This is a genomic window from Hydrotalea flava, from assembly GCF_001623405.1.
GTDB lineage: Bacteria > Bacteroidota > Bacteroidia > Chitinophagales > Chitinophagaceae > Hydrotalea > Hydrotalea flava.
In genome coordinates, this window is record NZ_LUHG01000082.1 from 25,483 (window position 1) to 46,034 (window position 20,552).

The window sequence follows — 20,552 nt, forward strand, 5'->3', positions numbered from 1 at the left end:
GCATAATAAAGCCGCTTCATGAAGATAAGAAGCGGCTTTTAATTTCTACTAAAATTAATATAGAGAATTAGCTTTTTGTTTCAGTAGTATTATCATTATCTGTGAGCGACTTATGTTTATTATCTACATTTCTGTAAGCCCATCCAAAGATTAATGGGAATACCCATAGCGAAAAGATCATGGCACATAAAATACCTCCAATTACAACTCTGGCCAAAGGTCTGGAACTTTCAGAACCAATACCATGTGAGATGGCCGCAGGCAATAAACCAATGGCTGCCATTAAGGCGGTCATCATTACAGGGCGTATGCGCGATTTAACCCCTTCTTTAATGGCTGAGTATAATGTATTGGACGCACCCTTTATGTTTTCAAGATTGTGCTTAAATACTGTTATCAGTAAAACCCCATCCTGAATACAAATACCAAATAAGGCTATAAAACCAATACCTGCGGAGATACTGAAATTGGTACCCGTTATATGCAGTGCTGCAATTCCACCCACTATTGCAAAAGGCACATTTAAAAAAACAAGCCCGGCATCTTTTAAATTGCCAAACATGGTAAACAGCAATAGAAAAATTAATAATAAGCTGATGGGAACTACCTGTGCCAGTCTATGTTCGGCTCTTTTCTGATTTTCAAAATCGCCCTGCCATGCCATGGTGTAACCGCGTTTTAATTGTACAGCCTGGTCAACTTTTTTCTGCGCTTCTGCAATCGTACTGCCCATGTCTCTATCGCGTACAGAAAATTTAAGTGCAGAGTAACGTTGGTTATCATCCCTGAAAATTAAGCAGGGGCCTGTTTTTTCTGTGATGGTGGCAATTTCTTTAATGGGCACTTTAGAGCCACTTTGTGTTGGCACCAAAAGGTTCCCAATATCTTCCGGTGTTTTTCTGAAATTTTCCGGAAGGCGAATACGAATATCAAATGTTTTAATACCCTCATACAATGTTGAGGCTGCTAAACCGCCTATAGCCATAGCAACCACTGCATTGGCATCGGCAGTGGCAACGCCATACATGGCCATTTTGTTCTGATCAAGATTTACATCTAACTCCGGTTGCCCAATGTTATGGATCACACCCAAATCGGTAATGCCACGAACATTTTTCAAGATATTATATACTTCCTGTATTTTGCCTTCCATATAATTTAAAGAATCACCATATACTTTTACACTGATGGAACCTTTTACACCGGAAACAGCTTCTTCTACATTATCCATAATGGGCTGCGAAAAGTTTAGGTCAATACCTGGTATATTGGATAAAGATTTGTTCATTTCTGCAATCAATTCATCTTTGCTAATTTTAGGTTTCCAGGAATCTTCGGGATATAGCATCACAGAAAATTCATTGTTGTAAAATCCAGCTACATCTGTACCATCATCGGGCCGGCCTGTTTGCGATACTGCATATTTTACTTGTGGAAAGCCCATTAAAATTTTACGAACCTGTTTTGAAATTTCAACCGATTTATCTAAGGAAATGCTGTAAGGTGTTTGCACCCTTAACCAGATAGAACCTTCATCTAATTCAGGTAAAAACTCAGAGCCCAGGTATTTGAAAGAATAAAGACCACCTACCATAATTACCAATGCAATGGGTACAACCCATTTTCTTCTTTTGTAAGCACCTGCAAATCCTTTCTGCATAAAACCAGTGAGGGCTTCTACAAAAGGATTGTGTTTTTCGTGCACATTTTTTCTAAGCAATAAGCTTATTAAAACAGGTACCAGTGTTAGTGTTGTAATCAGTGCACCCAATAAGGCAAAACCCAATGTATAAGCCAATGGCGAGAACATTTTCCCTTCCACTTTCTGAAAAGCAAAAATGGGTAAGAGGCCTGTTATAATAATCACTTTTGCAAAGAAAATAGCTTTCCCTAATTGGGCTCCATTTTTCCTGATTAACCCTAGTTTGGCAATTTTATTGAATCGCTCCATGCCCATTTCTTTGGCTTTATGGTCAAGTATTACAAACATACCTTCCACCATGACGACCGCACCATCTATAATAATACCAAAGTCAACTGCACCCAATGATAACAAATTGGCACTCATGCCCATTAAGCGCAAACAAATAAAGGCAAACAACAAGGCCATGGGGATAATAATGGAAACAATTAAAGTGGTACGCCAGTTAAACATGAAGAGCGAAACCAATAAGGTAACCAGCAATATGCCTTCCACCAAATTATGCAGTACGGTATGTGTTGCATAATTAATTAAATCGGTTCTATCGTAATAAGGAACAATTTGTGTATCAGCAGGTAAAATAAACTGATTCAGTTTATCTATTTTATCTTTAATGGCATTCAATACTTTGGTAGGATTTTCACCTTTGCGCATTAAGATAATGGCTTCTACTACATCGGGTTCATCGGTTGCAACCCTTGTTCCATCCTTGTTTACCAAGCCATTTGAACGGGCTACCCAGCCTAAGCGGGGTAAGTTAGAAATTTCAACGTTAGCAACATCTTTTACCAGTACCGGTACCCCGTTGATGTTTTCAATAATGATGTTTTTGATTTCATTAATATCATTCAATAAACCAATACCTCGCACTACAAAAGCCTGGTTATTTTGAATAATAACATCTCCGCCAATATTAATATTTGTTTTTTGTACAGCAGTAAATACATCGAGCGGAGTAATACCCAGATTGGTGAGTTTTTCGGGGTTTACCTGTATTTCATAAGTTTTAGTTTTTCCGCCAAAACTTACAATATCGCCAACACCGGGAACGGAGCGCAATTGACGATCAATGACCCAGTCTTGCATGGTTTTTAATTCTCTTACATCTCTGATATTGCTTTTGAGGGTATAGCGATAAATTTCGCCGGTTGGGCCGGTAGGAGGTTGAACTGAAGGATTAACGCCTGCAGGAAGATTGGCATTACCCAACAAATTCATTACCTGCTGACGGGCTTGTGGGTCTTTTACATTATCATCAAATATCAATTTTACATAGGACAAGCCAAAAATGGTTGATGAACGAAGACTCACTTTATCTTGTACCGGATTCATGGCCAATTCTATAGGAATGGTAACAAACTTTTCAACCTCTTCTGCGCTTCGGCCTGGCCATTGGGTGATAATGCTAATTTCAGTATTGGTAACGTCAGGAAATGCTTCAATGGGCATATTTTTAAAAGTAATAATACCCACAATAATCATGGCCAACGACGCCAATAGTATAAAAAATTTATTTTTAAGCGAAAATCCAATTACGCTTTTTAATATTTTGATCATTGCTTCAGATTGAAATAAATGAAAACTAATTGTTTAGAGTATCATAAATTAAAAGTGCTTGCGAGGCAATAATGCGATCGCCTACGTCAATGCCGGAAGCAATATAAGTTTTATCGCCAATGGTATTGATAACCTCTACTGGCGTAATGACGGCTACGCCATTACCCTGGTATTTTAAAACATAATACCGGCTGTTATCGAACACCAATGCTTTAGATGAAATGCAAATAGATTGTTTGTTTTCTTTATTGGTAACCAATATACTGGCAAACATTTGTGGTTTTAATGCATAATCATTATTGGGCAAAACCACTTTTACTTTCATTACTTTATTGGTGGGGTCTAACACATTCATCATTTTATCAACCCTGCCTTTAAATATGCGGTTGGGATATGAAATAGTGGTTACATCAACCGGGTTGCCGAGATGAATTTTACTGATATTCGATTCATATACATTGGCATAAATCCAAACATCTTTCAAATCAGAAATTGTAAAAAGGTTAGAGCTATTATCAGTTCTTATGGCTGTATTATTGGTTACATTTTTTTGAACAATAAAACCACTGATAGGTGCTTTAATCACATAATTGCCTTGTGTATTATTACCATTAATTTTTAAAACTCTATTCACCATTTCTAGTTGGGCTACAGCTTGTTGATAAGCAGCTTCAGCTGCATTTACATCTAATTGTGAGGCAAGTCCACTTTTAAATAAATCGCGTTGAGCATCTAAATTTTTCTTGGCAACCGCTAAGTTAGTTTCTGCATTCACTAAGCTGTTGCTATATCCAGCCATTTCACTACTTTTAATAACAGCCAATATCTGACCTTTTTGAACATAATCTCCCAATTGTACTTTTACATCTTCCACATTACCACTTACTAACGGATATACATTTACTTGTTTATCCTGATTAAAATCAACAGTTCCGGTTAAGGTTAATGCGTCTACAAGTGGGCATTTTTGAACTGTATCTATTTTTAATGTTTTTAATAATGAGTCAGGAATTACATATTGTTGCCTTTCTTCTTTTTTTACCGATTCCTCTTTGCAGGCGGTAATACTGCATATAGAAACGGCTATAAAAAAAGCGGATACTATCCATTTGTTATTAATATTTTTCATACTTGAATATTTCAGGGTTTAATAAAGTGATGTTCCAGTATAATAATTTAGATCTTCAAATGCGCTGATGCGGTTGAATTTAATGGAATTGATTTGTAATGTATTTTGTTTATAAGCATCATAAAAATCTAAAAAGTCCAGCAAACTAATATTTCGTTTTTTGTAATTCGATAAAACTTCATCCTTCAACCGGTCAAAATCTTTTCCGAAAGCCGGATCAATTTTTTGGTACAATGCGGAATTGTCGTATGCCTTTTGCAAAGCCCGGTATATTTGTGCTTCAATACTTGCCTCCGTACTTTTTTGGCTGGTGGTACTATAATCAATCATCGACTTTGCCGATTTGATATTACCCTGATTTCTGTTGAAAATAGGAATATCTATTCCAAAACCAACATTATTAAAGTTTTGTATATAGTTGCCTTGTTGGTCATATCCTAATTGCAGGGCAAGATCGGGAACAGCCAAAGCTTTTTGCAGGTCATAATTTTGTTTACTCATATCTGTATAAGCCTTTGCAATTTTAAGATCGGTTCTGGCCTGATAAGCCGAATCGATTAATATCGCAATAGGATATTTGGCAGGGCTGATTTTTGCCAGTTCGGTTTCATTAACTTCCGGTTGTATAAAACTGTCTTTTAACTGCAATACCAGCCGCAATTCACTTTCTGTATCATTAATTTGATTGATTAAATCGTTGTATTCGCTTTCTAAGCTATACAATTGCGCTTTAATTCTAACTACTTCTTTTTCGGCAATATATCCCCTTGATTGTTGTTGTTCAAAGGCTTTTACCACTTGCAGCAACGATTGAATTTCCTGTTGGTATACTTTAGAGGATTGCGTTAAATAATAAATATTATAAAAATCGGTTCTTAGTGTATACCGTAAAGTGCGCATTAAATCATAAAACTGATATTCAGCCAACTTGGCATTGGTTTCGGCCAGTTTAATTTGCTTATTTCTTTTGCCTGCCAAAATAATCATTTGTGAAAGCGTAGCCTGAATTTCGCCTTCCGAACCAAAGGGCAGCACTTTTTTTGAAACTGGCTGCAGCATCATTTGCGAAATGTTGATATTCGGATTGGGATAAAGTTTGGCTTGTATAATTAATGCCTTTTGCGCATCTACATTATAACGTTGGGCTAAAAGCAGCAAATTATTTTGCAAGAAGATACTTTCAGCACTATCTATACTTAAATGGACAGTATCACTAGTGGGAGGTTGCCATTGTGCCATTGCAATTCGGGAACAAAGCAATATTGCCCCAAACAAAAAAATCGTTTTTAGTTTTTGCATATAAAACCTGTAATATTCTATGAATAAATTATATCTGTTAAAATACTAAGCATTTGTCAATATTTCAACCAAATACACACAATAATTGTAAAATAATTTTATGCTATGAATGGCTTTGGAGGGGGAGGTGTGATTTCGCGGATAAACAGTAAAGTAAAAAATTCGTTTCTGCTTCTACGGTAAGTATTATCCTCCACATGTTGAAGCGGGATTAATTTAACAGGTAGTTGCTGGCAAATTTTTACATCAAAATGTTTGATGTTTTGAGATTCTCTGGCATTGTGTTTACAATATTCCGGGAAGGCATCTTTATTGCCTAAAATAATTTCATCGAAATATTCTACCATTGAATTTAAATAGTTAAAATCGCTGATAGTATTTCTGTGTTTATGTGGATGAAAATCGATAGAGTCCATGCTGAAGTTTAAAATTTGCAGGGCTACAACCAATAAGAGGAATTTCGTTACAAAACTTTTTATTCTATTTTTAAATAATACATCCACGTTTGCAAATTTAAAAATAATACGGGCTAATCGGATATATCTGCATACTTTAATAATCTTTTAACGTAGAACATTTAGGCTGGCTGCTTTACTTCTACGACTGATTATATAAAAAACCTGTTGCATGGGTACAACAGGTTTTTTAAATTAAATTTATTGATGTTGCAATTATTTCTTTTCAGAAGAATCGCCCAGTGGTTTATCTTTTGCCATATCAACCAAAATCGGTGCGGCAACAAATATGGAAGAGTAAGTACCGGTAATTACACCAATTAACATTGCGAAAGAAAATCCGCGGGTAACCTCACCACCAAATATGAATAATATTAACAAGGTGAGAAATACGGTTAATGATGTCATAATGGTACGACTCAATGTATCATTAATCGATTTATTGATAATGGCTCCTTTTGTGGCCCCTTTCATTAAGTGACTGTTTTCCCTGATTCTGTCGAACACAATTACGGTATCGTTCATAGAGAAACCAATTACGGTTAAGATGGCCGCAATAAAATGCTGATCAATTTCTAATGGGAATGGTACAATTTTTCTAAAGAAAGAGAATACAGCCAAAGTAACGCATACATCATGCATTAAAGAGAAAATAGTACCCAGCGAATATCTCCAGTCTCTAAAACGGATGAAAATATACAAACATATAATAATCACTGCAATGATGGTTGCTTTTTTGGCACCTGCTTTCAAATCATCTGAGATAGAAGGCTGAACAGTTTGAGAACTTTGCTTGTATTTTTTATCAAAATCGTAGAAAGTAGTACCGGCCGGTAAATAATTCTTCAATCCTTCAAATATAGTATGTTCTACAATTGAATCAGTATTGGGTTTTGATTCTTTAATCAGATAAGCTGTTGTAATATTTAACTGATTATTGGTTCCAACTGTTTTAATTATCGGCAATTCACCACCCAAAACAGGACGCAATTCATCGGCTAATTTTTGCTGATTTACCGGTTTATCGAACTTAACGGTATAGCTACGCCCCCCTTCAAATTCAACGCCTTCATCAAAACCATTGAAATAAGAGGCAATTCCCAATGTAAATACAATGGCAGAAATAATATAAGTAATTTTTCTATACTCAATAAATTTGAATGCAGAATGTTTAAATATTTTTCTGGAGATGGCAGTGAAATAGTTAAAGTGGCGCTTCCTGGTCATGTATATATCGGTAATCATTCTGGAAACCAGAATACCACAGAACAGTGATAATAAAATACCGATAATTTGTGTGGTAGCAAATCCTAACACAGGACCCAATCCAAAATAAGCCAAAATAATAGCGGTTAACAAAGTAGTTACGTGGGCATCTAATACAGGTGCCAATGAACGTTTATAACCGTCGTTAATTGCATTTTGATAGCTTTTACCCTTGGTAAGTTCTTCTTTAATTCTTTCAAATATAATAACGTTCGTATCTACCGCCATACCTACCGTTAATACCAAACCTGCTATACCGGCTGCGGTAAGGGTAAATCCTAATGCACTCAATATACCTATGGTAAATAGTAAGTTTAGGATTAATGCAATATTGGCTACCCAACCACCATTGTTATAATAAATAAGCATTAAAGAGAATATAACCAGGAAGGAGATAAAGAATGCCAAAGCACCACCTTTAATGGCTGCACTACCCAAAGTAGGCCCTACAATTTGTTCCTGTACAATTTTGGCAGGAGCAGTTAATTTACCACTGGTTAATATTTCGGCAAGGTCTTGTGCTTCTTTAACAGTATAGTTACCGGAAATTTGTGAATTACCGGTTGTAATGGCATCATTTACATTGGGTGCAGAGTAAACAAAATTATCTAATACAATAGCAATAGGTTTGTCAATATTTCTGGCAGTCATTTTTGCCCAGATATTGGTACCCACATTATCCATTGACATGCTGATTACCACACGGCCTCTTTCATCATTATCCTGACGTGCATTGGTAACATGTTCACCTTCTAATTCAGCCTGTCCGTTGTCTAAAGTTTTGATAGCATATAGATTCAGGAAATTTTTTGCCTTAGGATCATCACTGGTATTATCGGGTTTACCATACATGAACACGAGGTTAGATGGAAATTTGCTTTTCACAATATCCATATTGAAGTACCTGTTAAACGTGCCTGTATCTTTAACCTGAATCATGGCAATAACACCCGGATATACCACTTTGCCGGTAGCATTACGATAGGGTTGCGGGCCGGGTAACAACAATCTTCTTAACGGATTTTCATTGTTTTTGAATGTGGTAGAATCGGTTGTAGTGGTATTGTTATTTGAAGCAGATGATAATTGCGATAATGTAGCGGTTTGTGTTGTATCTGTTTTTTCTGATTTTTTTGCTACAGGTGCAGTTTCCGATTTTGCTTTTGCAGTATCAGTAGCTTTGATGCCATTTAAATAATCCTGTAAAGCTTTGTCTGCACTTAATAAACCATTCACTAACTCCGGATTTTCGGCGGTATACACTTCAAAGAATTGTAAGTTGGCAGTAGATTGCAGGTAATTTCTAACCCTTTCCGGATCAGTAATGCCGGCCAATTCTACATTGATAATCCCTTTGGCAGGATCGGGGTTGATATTGGGAGAAGAAACCCCAAATTTATCAATACGTGTTCTTAAAACCCGTAATGTGTTATTAAAAGCAGCAGTAGCCTGTTCTCTTAAATAATTGGTAACATCATCATTAGATGTGTTGTATTTTAATTTGCCATTACTTCTGGCTACAAAGAATGGTGCCAATTGTGCATTGGGATTAATTTTTTTGTATTCATCAATAAACAGGGTAATTAAATCTGCTCCACTATTTGCTTTTTTATTGACTGCAGCTGCTAAAGCCTGATTAAATTGTGGGTCTTTGGTATAATCGGCCAACGATTTGATTAAAGCATCTAACTGTACTTCTAAAGTAACACTCATACCTCCCTGCAAATCAAGCCCCAATAATAGTTCTTTATCTTTTGCGCTGCGGTAGGTTGTTAAACCGAATGGCCCAATTTTAAAATCTTGGGTACTGTCCAATAACCTTTTGTATTCAGCTTCTTTTAACTGTTTTAAGGTATCGGCATACAAATCCCGCAAATCAGTATTATCAGGATATTTTACTGATGGGGCAGGGTAGGCCTGTACATATTTTTCGGCCTTGGCTTCCATGGCACTTTCGTGGCTCTTTACAATCCATGTAAAAGAGAGCTGGTAAATACAAATTAAAATAAGAGCAATCGTAAAAAATCGCACTAAACCTTTCAGTTGCATACTAGTAAGGGTTTATAAAATTTTAGAGTGGGCAAAGATAGGGGAATGAAAATGATATTTAATTAGAAATTAACAACAGTAAAATTGTTTAAAAAAAATTATTGTACATCCACCAGATTCACATCAAAAAATAGCGGCGCATTGGGGGGTATCGGGCCACTGCCAATACATCCGTAAGCCAAAACAGAAGGAATAACCATTTTAATTTCGCCTCCTTTCTTAATCAGCGGAATGGCAATTTGCCAGCCCTGAATCAGTGAATACAAATTCCATCCTGTTTGACTGGCATTGGGCTGCATATCGAAGGTGGTTCCATTTAATAATTTTCCGGTATATGTTATATATATTTTTGAATTGAGTGAAGGGGTTGCGCCTGTTCCCGATGTGATAATTTGATATAAAATGCCACTGGTATCAGTTTGGTAGGTAATGCCATTGGCCACACAAAAGGCTACCATGGCATTTTTTTCTGAAGCTACCGTTGCTGACTGGCAAGGAGCACCTCCACCGGAATTGGATTTTGAACAGGCAGAAAAAAAGATTACTGAAATAAAAGCGGCTGTTAACAGTTGCTTCACCATCATTGTTTTTTTATGAATGAGTAGAATTGTTTGGGTTGTTAGAACCAGTTGTTGTATTATTTTTTTCAAGTTTTCGTTTTTTGGATAGTAATTCTAAATAATGCTGCTGGTTCATTTCCCATCGGTAATTCCTGTACAAAAAAGCCATAAATATTGAAATGATGAGAATGATCAACAATAAAAAAAATGGGTTTAGTTTGGTATGCGCTTCCATATCTGCACGTTCATACCATCCGGCAGCTATCAGCAAAATGATGCCTGCACCCATACTGATTCCTGATGAAAATCCTTTCAATAATGTGCGGACACTGGTTTTTTGCTTTTCCCCGTTAGCAGACCAATAAACAATAAATTTTTCTTCCTCCTCGGTTAACATGTCGCAAATGTAATATTTAAGCTTTCAAAATTGCTGCTATGGTATAAAAAATCGATTTTTTGGGTTAAAATGTCAAAATCAGGTATTACATATTGTATCTACCTGACATTATTATACTTTTAGCATACATTTTTTTAAAACAGAAATTATATTCCTGAATCGGCTTATTTTCGTAGCATACACTTAAAATTAACTGCATGCGCTTACTTAAAAAGCATGGCATATTGGTATTCTGGTTTTTTTTATTGGCCGATTGTTACCTCCTTCTTACAGAAAAAGAGCAATTGCAGATATTTACTAAACCCTTGTTAATACCCATTTTGCTTTTCTTTATTTTTTTAAACGCAAAACATAATTTGTTTAAACATACTAAAACATTGGTGTTTTTAGCATTCGTATTTGCCTGGATAGGCGATATTTTGTTAATGGGGAAAGGAACCCTTTTCTTTATTTTCGGAATGGTGGCATTTATTGTTGCACACATTTTTTTCATCATTACTTTTTTAAGAATGCACCAGCCTGAACTAAAACATAGCCAGGAAGCATTTATTGGTGTGGTTATTTTGTTTTGTTGGAATTATTTAATCTTTCACTTTATTGGTGCCAATTTAGGGGGCATGAAATGGCCTATACTAATATATATGTTGATAATTAGTACAATGGCTGTTAGTACGGTTAATTTATTAAGTAGTAGAAGCAAGAAAAATTTAGCCATTAATTTTTTTATACCTGGCGCTGCATTGTTCATGATTTCTGATTCGGTACTGGCATTAAAAATGTTTTTATATACCGATGTATCTTTTCTTGGTGTAGTAGTAATGGTAAGTTATGGTTATGCGCTGAGTTTATTGGCAGATGGGTTTACCCGTTATTTTAGGGGATAAAAAAATACCTCATAAAATGAGGTAAGGATTGTTAAAGTCATCATCTTTCTTCAGTAAAAAATAATTCAAAACTTTTTTCCACCATTGTATCCATTTCATAGTTCAACTGTTTTGTCATAAAACAATAAAGGAATTGATTGGAAAAAAAATCCCGAAAAAAATAATGACTATTCGTTTCGGGATTTTTATATGTTGTATGGTTAGAAGGATTAGTAACCCATTCCGCCCATATCAGGTGCAGGATGTGCTGCAGGTGCTTCCGGTTTTGGTTTGTCGGCAATTACACATTCGGTAGTTAAGAACATACCTGCAATAGATGCGGCATTTTCTAAAGCTACGCGGCTAACTTTTGTAGGATCAATAACGCCGGCTTTAAACAGGTTTTCGTATTGTTCTGTTCTGGCATTGAAACCAAAATCACCTTTGCCTTCTTTAATTTTTTGCACTACAATTGAACCGTCAACACCGGTATTGGTAGTTAAGATGCGGATGGGTTCTTCCAAAGCACGGCGAATAATGGCCATACCGGTTTGTTCATCAGCAATTTGGCCTTTAATTTTGTTTTCCAATACCTCAATGGCGCGGATGTAAGCAACACCACCGCCGGGAACAATGCCTTCTTCAACGGCTGCTCTTGTAGCATGTAAAGCATCATCCACACGGTCTTTCTTTTCTTTCATTTCCACCTCGGTAGCTGCGCCAACATACAATACTGCAACACCCCCGGCTAATTTAGCCAAACGTTCCTGCAGTTTTTCTCTGTCGTAATCAGAGGTAGTATTTTCAATTTGTGCTTTGATTTGATTCACTCTTGCTGTGATATCTTGTTTTTTACCTTTTCCGCCAACAATAGTAGTATTGTCTTTGTCGATGGTAACAGAAGCAGCCTGTCCTAAGTAACTTAAATCAGCATTTTCTAATTTAAATCCTTGTTCTTCGCTTACTACAGTACCTGCAGTTAAAATAGCAATATCGTTCAACATTTCTTTTCTTCTGTCGCCAAATCCGGGAGCTTTTACAGCAGCCACTTTAATGGTACCACGCAATTTGTTCACCACCAATGTAGCCAATGCTTCCCCTTCTAAATCCTCTGCAATAATTAATAACGGACGGCCACTTTGCGCAACTTTTTCAAGTATGTGCAAAATATCTTTCATGGCAGAAATTTTCTTATCATATATTAATATGTAAGGGTTCTGCAATTCAGCTTCCATTTTTTCGCTGTTGGTAACAAAGTAAGGAGAGATATAGCCACGATCGAATTGCATACCTTCTACAACATCAACTGTAGTATCGGTTCCTTTAGCTTCTTCAACGGTAATAACACCTTCTTTACCCACTTTTAAGAAAGCTTCTGCAATTAATTTACCGATGGTTTCATCGTTATTGGCAGAAATAGTTGCCACCTGTTGTATTTTTTTAGAATCATTTCCAACAGTTTGGCTTTGTGCTTTCAGGTTTTCAACCACTAAGCTAACAGCTTTATCAATACCACGTTTTAAATCCATTGGATTGGCACCGGATGCAACCATTTTTAAACCTTCACTAATAATCGCTTGTGCCAAAACGGTAGCAGTTGTAGTTCCATCACCGGCTAAATCGGCGGTTTTAGAAGCCACTTCTTTTACCATTTGTGCGCCCATATTTTCAATAGGGTCTTCTAATTCAATTTCTTTTGCAACGGTAACACCATCTTTAGTTACCTGAGGTGCACCGAATTTTTTCTCAATTACAACATTTCTGCCTTTAGGCCCTAATGTTACTTTTACGGCGTTGGCTAATACATCAACACCTTTTTTCATTTTATTTCTTGCTTCAATGTCGAAGAAAATTTGTTTTGCCATCTTTTATTTTTTAAAAGTTTGGAAATATTTTGTTTGAATATTTTTTCGAAAATGGATAAGATTCTCAATTAATGCATCATTCGGTTAGGATGTTTGAATGGCTGATGAATTAAACTATCGCCAAAATATCGCTTTCCCGCATAATTAATAAATCTTCTCCTTCAATTTGAATTTCAGTTCCGGCATATTTACCATATAAAACGGTATCGCCTACTTTTACAGTTAAAGGTTCATCTTTTTTACCGGCCCCGGCAGCAACAATAGTTCCTTTTTGGGGTTTTTCTTTTGCAGTATCAGGAATGATAATTCCACCTGCTGTTTTTTCTTCTGCCGCAGCAGGCTTAACAATTACCCTGTCATGTAATGGAGTAACGTTTACTTTTTTAGCCATACGTTATAGATTTTTAGTTGTTAAAAGAAAACTGATTTTGATGAAACGTTACTTGCTATTTTTATGCCACCGCGACATAACAAGTCAAATTTGCAGACTTTGCCTATTTTCTTTTCAGTAAATTCCCCAGCTTGGCAGCAATCTTTGGTTAAGTAACCTTCATAAAATAAGCTAAGTGTCAAAATTTCACACCCTAACCATTTTTTATCGACTACCCGGATAAAAGAAAAAAAACTTTTTTTTCAATCCAAATGAAATCACACTTCGTAAGTGTCATTAAACTGTCATTTATGAAAACAACAAAAATACTTCGTATAGGGGCCATTACCCTCTCTGTTTTAGTGGTTGTTTTATTTGTTCACATTTATTGGGTGACCCGGCCCCAAAAAATAGATGTAAACAGTATTGCAATGGCACGGATAGATTTTAAAACGCCATTAACCGAACAACAAGGTGCCGCCATTACCGAGTGGTTGTATGCCCAAAAAGGGGTTTTACATGTTTTATGTAATACTAAAACCAGGATTGCAGTGTTTACCTTTTATCCTGCTCAAATAAATGCCACTCAATTAACGGCTCAATTATCAAAATCAATGGCACTGCCGGCCAGCCGTTATTTGCCTTCTTCGGAAGAAATGGCTTCCGGTTGTCCGGTACTGCCTAATTCAACCGAGAAAAAGCTGATGCAAATGGTTCAATCTGTTTTTTAATCATTCTTAAACAATAAAAATTCAACACAATGAAAAAAGTACAAACCGTATTTCTGGTAACCGCATTTTTTGCAGCCATCGCTTTATTGGGCAGTTCGTGTAAAAAAAGTGACAGCGCGCCGTCTGTAATGACACAAACATTATATGATTCTTTAGGTGGAACAACAATGGTACCTGACCCGGCTGTTCAGGGTGCCATGATTGAAAAAGGGCGTTTGGGTATTCGTTCGGTAGTTGATAGCGCCATTTTTGTAATTGCTGCCGATACAAACATTAATGTCTACTTTAAAGTTTTGTTACAGGAAGTTTCATCCGGAAATTTGAGTGGATTTAAGGCTTTGAGCAAAAATTTAACTGATTTTTTCTGTGTAGGCACCGGTGCTAAAAACTTTACTTATGGTGGGAAAGATATGGTATCTGCCCATAATCCTGCCACCAATCCACGTATGAATGGCAAAGCAATGAACGATGATTTTGATTCATTTATTAAGGATGTGGTTGTGGCAGCCAAGAAAAATGGATTACCCGATTATTTGATTGCAAGATTAGGTACCATTATTAATTCACTGCGTTCGCAAGTGGTGCAGGCATAAAACATAGTTGGTACTATAGTTAGGTAAATGTTGCGTGGTAAGTCCGCTATTTCCGGGGATGGATAATAGCGGACTTTTTTTATACCTATATTGTAATATTGTAAAAGTGTACATCTGTTACTCAATCACATTTGGAAACTACGTATAAACCATTACTTTTGCTGCCACTAAAACAGTTCTTTCAGCAATGATTAGCAGACGAAATATACGCGTTAAAGTAATGCAGTTAATCTACATTATTGAGAGTGCAAAAGATCCTGAGTGCTTTAAAAATCCGGTACAACAACTTGAAAATAATTTTAAAAAAACCGGTGAACTCTTTGTTTACCTGCTTTATTTTTTAACCGAAGTTGCAAAGTATGCAGAGCAGGACGCCCGTTTAAAAGCCAGTAAAAATATTACCAGTTTTGAAGATTTGAATGTCAGTACTAAAATTGCAGGGAACCAAATCCTGTGGAATATTTTAGAATTGCCAGCCATTCAGGAGGCCATCAAATCCAATCAACCGGATAAAATGATTGACAGGGAACTGGTAAAAAAAATTTATCACAATATGATCATCTCTACAGAGTATAAAACCTATATTCTGGAAGAAGGTCGCGATTTAAAGAAGGAAAAAGCCATTTTACTCTATATTTTTAATCAGTTCATTTTACCGAATGAAGATTTTGAAGCACATGTAGAGTATTATTTCCCCAATTGGCAGGATGATGGCGATATGATGATGCAATCCATTACAGAAATCATTCAAAAACCGGCGGCAAGTAATTTTCCGCAATTATTATCGGAAGATAAATGGAAGTTTGCCAAAGATTTGCTGATGACAGCCATAGAAAAAAAAAGTTTTACATTGAGCATCATTAAACCCAAATTAAATAATTGGGATGCAGAAAGAATTGCATTATTAGATATGATTATTATGCGTTTGGGTGTATGTGAATTTCTTTATTTTGAAACCATTCCAACCAAAGTAACCATTAATGAGTACATTGATATTGCAAAAGAATATAGTACGCCGCAAAGCGGCCATTTTGTAAATGGCATTTTAGATTCTATTCACAAAGAGCTGGTGTCTGAAGGTAAAATTGAAAAAGTAGAATTTAAATCCGGGCAATAATACATTTGCAGCTATGAAATTATTCCCATCAGTTACTATAACTTTACTGTTCTTTGCTATATTCGCCTGCAGTATGCATCATAAAGAAGCGAATACCGATATAAAAGCAGCATTAGATACTGCTCATTATACAACGGTAAAATGGTTAGATAGTACGGTTCAGTTTGGCAGCATACCTAAAGGTGAACATATTGCGGTGCGTTTTCGATGTAAAAATACCGGTAATAAACCATTCATATTGGTGAATGTAAGACCTGAATGCGGTTGTACAGTAACCAGTTATACAAAACATCCCATAATGCCGGGTTCTGAAGGGTTAATTGAAGCGGCGTTTAACAGTGAACATGTGCCGGTGGGAAATGTGCGTAAAACGGTTATTGCCAATACCAATACCAAAAATGGAACGGAACATTATTTGTTTTTTGAAGGGCAGGTTATTGCAGATAGTGTTGCCAACCATTAACCATTACTTTGTATCTATTTAATCAATTATAAAACAGAATTACATGTTCAATGTTATTTTAATGGCCGGTAATCCACAGCAGGGTGGTGGATCTATTCAATTGTTTTTAATGATTGCCATCATTGCCGTATTTTACTTTTTCATGATTCGTCCGCAGGCAAAAAAAGCCAAAGAGCAAAAAAAGTTTATCGATAACCTGCAAAAAGGGGATAAAATTGTTACACTTGCCGGCATACATGCCACTGTTAACAAGGTAAATGAAGATGGTACCCTGCAAATTGAAGTAAACCCGGGCAGCTATTTAAAAATTGAAAAATCTGCCATTAGTATGGAATGGACAGCAGCACTGAATAAAGCAACTGCTGTTGCCGAAAAAAAATAATTAATTTAAGTAAGTAAAACCCGGCTGTGCAAACATGGCCGGGTTTTTTATGCACTTATATCAAAAGAGAAATACTAATTTTAACTATGCTTAAAATAGGGTTAACAGGAGGAATTGGTAGTGGTAAGACAACCGTTGCAAATATTTTCAAAGTATTTGATATACCCGTGTTGGATGCAGATACTGTTGCAAAGGAATTAATGGAGAAAGATATTGCAGTTGTTACTGCCATTCGTAAAGTTTTTGGCAATGAAGTGTATCTGCATGGAAAATTAAACAGAGCTTATTTGGCTGGAATTGTTTTTAAGGATGAAAATAAGTTACATGCCCTAAATGCTATTGTACATCCGGCAACCATTGCTTTTGCTCAACAATGGATGGCACAACAGCAATCTGCCTATGTAATTAAAGAAGCTGCTTTGTTTTTTGAATCGGGGTCAGATAAGGAAATGGACTATATGGTTGGGGTTTCAGCCCCTTTGGAATTAAGAATTGCAAGGGTAATGAAAAGAGATAACACCACAAGATCTGCCGTACTGGCACGGATGAATCAACAAATGGATGAAAATGAAAAATTAAAACGCTGCCAATTTGTACTGCAAAACGATGAAACACAACTACTATTGCCACAGATAATAAAATTACACAACCATTTTTTAGCATTAGCAAAAACAACTGTGTAATTCAGAAGTATAATGTTCCAATTGGATTGTTTAAAATATGTATTTGAATGCCCGGGAAATAAAAGGAATGACCAATGTTGCAAATCCGCCTGATATTCCAGCATAACCCATAAACTGCATACGAAATGCATCATTATAAATTGGAATTGCAAACTTGTTGCCAATATGGCTGGCAGCTATAAAAAGAAAAATGGTTAATACTCCAAAACCAATCATATAAATAGTGGCACCGGCCATTTTAAAATTTACAAACAAGAAATGGTATATTAAACTGGCAATAATCATAAACAACATGGAAGAGAATATGATTGACGAAACATTTACAATTTCTGAATAAGTAAAATTGGTTAATGAACGCAATAAAAAATCGTAAAACAGATTAAAAATTGTTAACAGATAACCTGCCAAAACGCCAACTGATAAATGTTTTGAGAGAGTGGTTTGTTGATATGTGTACTCCATAGATGAATTTTTAAAATTGATTGACATGCTGTTTATTTTGTAAAATTAAAGAATGTGCCGCTGCTTTTAAAATTAAAATATGCTAAGCTAAACATTTACTTTACAATAAGGTAACACCATCTTTTTAATTTCCCTTCAAAATCAAATGGTGTTGTGGCTCTTGTAATGTCTTTAATAGCAGCGGCTCTAATATTGTCCTTATCTATCACAAATCGGGTAAAATTGGTGCTGAAATATATTTTACCGCCTGTGGGTAATGCAGTCAGCACATCATTCAATAACTCCACATGATCACGTTGTATATCTAAAATATCCTTCATTCTTTTACTGTTACTAAAAGTGGGCGGGTCCATGATTACCAAATCAAAACTATTGGGTGGCAAAGTTTTTAAGTATGGTTTTACATCAGCATGTATAAAATGAAATGCGTTTGCATTTTTCAATCGGTTAATCGAAAAGTTATCCTGAGCCCATTGTAAATATGTTTTCGATAAATCAATTGTTGTAACACTTGCAGCTTTTCCTGCTGCCGCATACACTGAAAAAGAACCGGTATAAGCAAATAAATTCAAAACACGTTTGCCACCAGCCTCGTTGCGAACCATTTGGCGGGTAATGCGGTGGTCTAAAAACAAGCCGGTATCTAAGTAGTCGGTTAAGTTTACTAAAAATTTTAACCCATTTTCTGTAACAGTAAAATATTGTTTGGTATTGCCTGTTTTTTCATATTGATCGTTTCGGTTGGCCTTTCTTTTGCGTTCTTTAATGTAAATATTTTCGTTGGCTATCCCAAGATATTTGCTTATCAAAGCAACACAAGCCTCTAACCATTCCGTATGCTGCTCCTCTGTCATCTGGTGCCTGCGCTGGTATTCGGCTAAATACACTTTATCCTCATACAAGTCAATACAAAAAGGAAATTCTGGTAAATCATGATCATAAACCCGCCAGCAGGTAATATTTTGTTTTTTTGCAATTTTATATTTGTGTTTAAAAACCTTCATTAAGCGGTTCTCAAACATTGCAGCTTTTTGAGGTGAAAGAATGGAGCTGAAAGGGCTTTCATTGGGTGTATTCATAAAGCCCAAAATTAAGTGCAATACTTAATGAATAGATAAAATTTTTCTACGGTAGCCTTGCTGAATAGAATGGTTGCCGTACAAGTGTGCGATGCAACCGGTGTTACATAGTAGTGCTGAAGCCGGTAACAAAATTATCTTCAACAGCATCGTTATATGCTTTAGAATATCAACTACCTTTGCGCCGAATATGAAGTCAAAAACACTGAAACAAAATAAAATTAACATTATTACACTTGGTTGCAGTAAAAACCTGGTGGATAGTGAGGTACTGAGTGGGCAATTGATGGCCAATGCTATTCCGGTGGTGCATGAAAACATAAAAACCGACCATAATATTGTAGTGGTAAATACTTGCGGATTTATTGATAAAGCGAAAGAAGAAAGTATTGATACTATCTTGAATCAGGTAGAATTAAAACGTAGAGGGAAATTAGATAAAGTGTATGTAACAGGTTGTTTGAGTGAACGCTACAGAAATGATTTGGAACAGGAAATACCCGAAGTTGATGCCTGGTTTGGTACCATGGAACTGCCTTTAATTTTAAAACAATTGGGTGCCGATTACAAATCTGAACTATTGGGCGAACGCTTATTAAGTACGCCAAAACATTATGCCTATCTTAAAATTAGTGAGGGCTGTAACAGAACCTGTGCTTTTTGTGCCATACCCCTGATGCGGGGCGGCCATGTTAGTAAGCCTATTGAAGCCATTATTGCCGAAGCAGAAGCGTTGGTAAAAAAAGGGGTAAAGGAAATAATGCTCATAGCACAAGAATTAACTTATTATGGTTTAGATATATACAAAAAACGATCATTGCATATTTTGTTAGAACAATTGGCTGATGTAAAAGGGTTGGAGTGGATACGTTTACATTATGCATATCCCAATAAATTTCCATTGGAAGTGTTGGCTGTAATGCGTGAAAAGAAAAACATTTGCAATTATTTAGATATGCCCTTGCAGCATGCCAGCAATAACATGCTAAAGGCCATGCGCCGAAACAGCACTAAAGAAGAAATGAGTGCATTGATTAAAACCATACGGGAGGAAGTACCGGGTATATGTTTACGTACAACACTAATTGCAGGTTTTCCGGGAGAAACGGAAGAAGATGTAACAGAATTGAAATCTTTTCTGGAAGATCACCGCTTTGACAGAGTTGGAATTTTTACATACAGCCATGAAGAAAATACCGGCGCTTATACTTTAGAAGACAATATACCTGCTGAAGTAAAACAACAAAGAGCACAGGAAATAATGGAGGTACAGCAGGAAATTAGTTTAGAGAAAAATCAGGAAAAAGTTGGGCAGGTTTTTAAAGTGCTGATTGATAAAAAAGAAGCCGGACGCTATATTGGCAGAACAGAGTTTGATAGTGTTGAGGTGGATAATGAAGTAATTATTTCAACTGATCAAAAACTTTCTATTGGTGAATTTGTTAATGTATGTATTACTAAAGCATACGATTATGATATTGAAGGTGAACTGGTATAATACTGTGAATTGAAATAATTGCGCTGATTGCC

Annotated in this window: 19 protein-coding genes; 8 read left to right on the top strand and 11 right to left on the bottom strand. The window is 36.1% G+C overall.

Annotation, left to right across the window (positions count from 1 at the left end; genetic code table 11):
• Window positions 1-67: 67 nt before the first annotated feature.
• The 7 genes from A0F92_RS09320 to A0F92_RS09350 form a co-directional block, all read right to left on the bottom strand.
• The gene (locus A0F92_RS09320) at window positions 68-3,259 is read right to left on the bottom strand and encodes an efflux RND transporter permease subunit (RefSeq protein WP_068244744.1); all 3,192 of its coding nucleotides are present in this window, start codon (window positions 3,257-3,259) and stop codon (window positions 68-70) included.
• Window positions 3,260-3,284: 25 nt separating this feature from the next.
• The gene (locus tag A0F92_RS09325; RefSeq protein WP_068244747.1) at window positions 3,285-4,388 is read right to left on the bottom strand and encodes an efflux RND transporter periplasmic adaptor subunit; all 1,104 of its coding nucleotides are present in this window, start codon (window positions 4,386-4,388) and stop codon (window positions 3,285-3,287) included.
• An 18-nt stretch (window positions 4,389-4,406) separates the two neighbouring features.
• On the bottom strand, window positions 4,407-5,627 hold the full coding sequence (locus A0F92_RS09330) for a TolC family protein (RefSeq protein ID WP_167516985.1): 1,221 nt from the start codon (window positions 5,625-5,627) through the stop codon (window positions 4,407-4,409).
• A gap of 158 nt (window positions 5,628-5,785) precedes the next feature.
• The gene (locus A0F92_RS09335) at window positions 5,786-6,190 is read right to left on the bottom strand and encodes a hypothetical protein (protein WP_068244755.1); all 405 of its coding nucleotides are present in this window, start codon (window positions 6,188-6,190) and stop codon (window positions 5,786-5,788) included.
• Between the two features lie 168 nt (window positions 6,191-6,358).
• Window positions 6,359-9,457, bottom strand: a complete 3,099-nt coding sequence (gene secDF / locus A0F92_RS09340) for a protein translocase subunit SecDF (protein WP_068244760.1) — start codon at window positions 9,455-9,457, stop codon at window positions 6,359-6,361.
• 98 nt (window positions 9,458-9,555) lie between these two features.
• Window positions 9,556-10,041 carry an FKBP-type peptidyl-prolyl cis-trans isomerase gene (locus A0F92_RS09345; protein ID WP_068244765.1) on the bottom strand — a complete coding sequence of 162 codons (486 nt, stop codon included), beginning with the start codon at window positions 10,039-10,041 and terminating at the stop codon, window positions 9,556-9,558.
• A gap of 7 nt (window positions 10,042-10,048) precedes the next feature.
• On the bottom strand, window positions 10,049-10,414 hold the full coding sequence (locus tag A0F92_RS09350) for a hypothetical protein (RefSeq protein WP_068244768.1): 366 nt from the start codon (window positions 10,412-10,414) through the stop codon (window positions 10,049-10,051).
• Between the two features lie 197 nt (window positions 10,415-10,611).
• Between A0F92_RS09350 and A0F92_RS09355 the strand changes: the two genes are divergently transcribed.
• The gene (locus A0F92_RS09355; RefSeq protein ID WP_068244771.1) at window positions 10,612-11,298 is read left to right on the top strand and encodes a lysoplasmalogenase; all 687 of its coding nucleotides are present in this window, start codon (window positions 10,612-10,614) and stop codon (window positions 11,296-11,298) included.
• Window positions 11,299-11,507: 209 nt separating this feature from the next.
• Here the strand turns inward: A0F92_RS09355 and groL are convergent, their stop codons facing one another.
• Window positions 11,508-13,142 (bottom strand): chaperonin GroEL, encoded by a 1,635-nt coding sequence (gene groL, locus A0F92_RS09360; RefSeq protein WP_068244774.1) that lies wholly within the window; start codon window positions 13,140-13,142, stop codon window positions 11,508-11,510.
• Between the two features lie 109 nt (window positions 13,143-13,251).
• Window positions 13,252-13,533 (bottom strand): co-chaperone GroES, encoded by a 282-nt coding sequence (locus tag A0F92_RS09365; RefSeq protein WP_068244777.1) that lies wholly within the window; start codon window positions 13,531-13,533, stop codon window positions 13,252-13,254.
• Window positions 13,534-13,823: 290 nt separating this feature from the next.
• On the opposite strand from A0F92_RS09365, the gene A0F92_RS09370 reads away from it, so the two are divergent.
• From A0F92_RS09370 to coaE, 6 genes are all read left to right on the top strand, one after another.
• Window positions 13,824-14,243: a hypothetical protein gene (locus A0F92_RS09370; RefSeq protein ID WP_068244780.1), complete on the top strand. Its 420-nt coding sequence runs from the start codon at window positions 13,824-13,826 to the stop codon at window positions 14,241-14,243.
• A gap of 29 nt (window positions 14,244-14,272) precedes the next feature.
• Complete coding sequence (locus A0F92_RS09375; RefSeq protein ID WP_068244782.1) at window positions 14,273-14,836, top strand: globin family protein; 564 nt, start codon at window positions 14,273-14,275, stop codon at window positions 14,834-14,836.
• A gap of 187 nt (window positions 14,837-15,023) precedes the next feature.
• Complete coding sequence (gene nusB, locus A0F92_RS09380; protein ID WP_068244785.1) at window positions 15,024-15,953, top strand: transcription antitermination factor NusB; 930 nt, start codon at window positions 15,024-15,026, stop codon at window positions 15,951-15,953.
• 13 nt (window positions 15,954-15,966) lie between these two features.
• Complete coding sequence (locus A0F92_RS09385) at window positions 15,967-16,416, top strand: DUF1573 domain-containing protein (RefSeq protein WP_167516986.1); 450 nt, start codon at window positions 15,967-15,969, stop codon at window positions 16,414-16,416.
• Between the two features lie 43 nt (window positions 16,417-16,459).
• Window positions 16,460-16,798 carry a preprotein translocase subunit YajC gene (gene yajC, locus A0F92_RS09390; RefSeq protein ID WP_068244790.1) on the top strand — a complete coding sequence of 113 codons (339 nt, stop codon included), beginning with the start codon at window positions 16,460-16,462 and terminating at the stop codon, window positions 16,796-16,798.
• Between the two features lie 86 nt (window positions 16,799-16,884).
• Window positions 16,885-17,481 (top strand): dephospho-CoA kinase, encoded by a 597-nt coding sequence (coaE, locus tag A0F92_RS09395; protein ID WP_068244793.1) that lies wholly within the window; start codon window positions 16,885-16,887, stop codon window positions 17,479-17,481.
• Window positions 17,482-17,511: 30 nt separating this feature from the next.
• On the opposite strand, the gene A0F92_RS09400 is transcribed toward coaE, so the two are convergent.
• Together A0F92_RS09400 and A0F92_RS09405 are read right to left on the bottom strand one after the other, a co-directional pair.
• The gene (locus A0F92_RS09400; protein WP_167516987.1) at window positions 17,512-17,943 is read right to left on the bottom strand and encodes a hypothetical protein; all 432 of its coding nucleotides are present in this window, start codon (window positions 17,941-17,943) and stop codon (window positions 17,512-17,514) included.
• A 95-nt stretch (window positions 17,944-18,038) separates the two neighbouring features.
• Window positions 18,039-19,022 carry a class I SAM-dependent methyltransferase gene (locus A0F92_RS09405; protein ID WP_253810325.1) on the bottom strand — a complete coding sequence of 328 codons (984 nt, stop codon included), beginning with the start codon at window positions 19,020-19,022 and terminating at the stop codon, window positions 18,039-18,041.
• 190 nt (window positions 19,023-19,212) lie between these two features.
• Here A0F92_RS09405 and rimO point away from each other — a divergent pair, with 190 nt between their 5' ends.
• Window positions 19,213-20,520 carry a 30S ribosomal protein S12 methylthiotransferase RimO gene (rimO, locus tag A0F92_RS09410; protein ID WP_068244910.1) on the top strand — a complete coding sequence of 436 codons (1,308 nt, stop codon included), beginning with the start codon at window positions 19,213-19,215 and terminating at the stop codon, window positions 20,518-20,520.
• Window positions 20,521-20,552 lie beyond the last annotated feature (32 nt).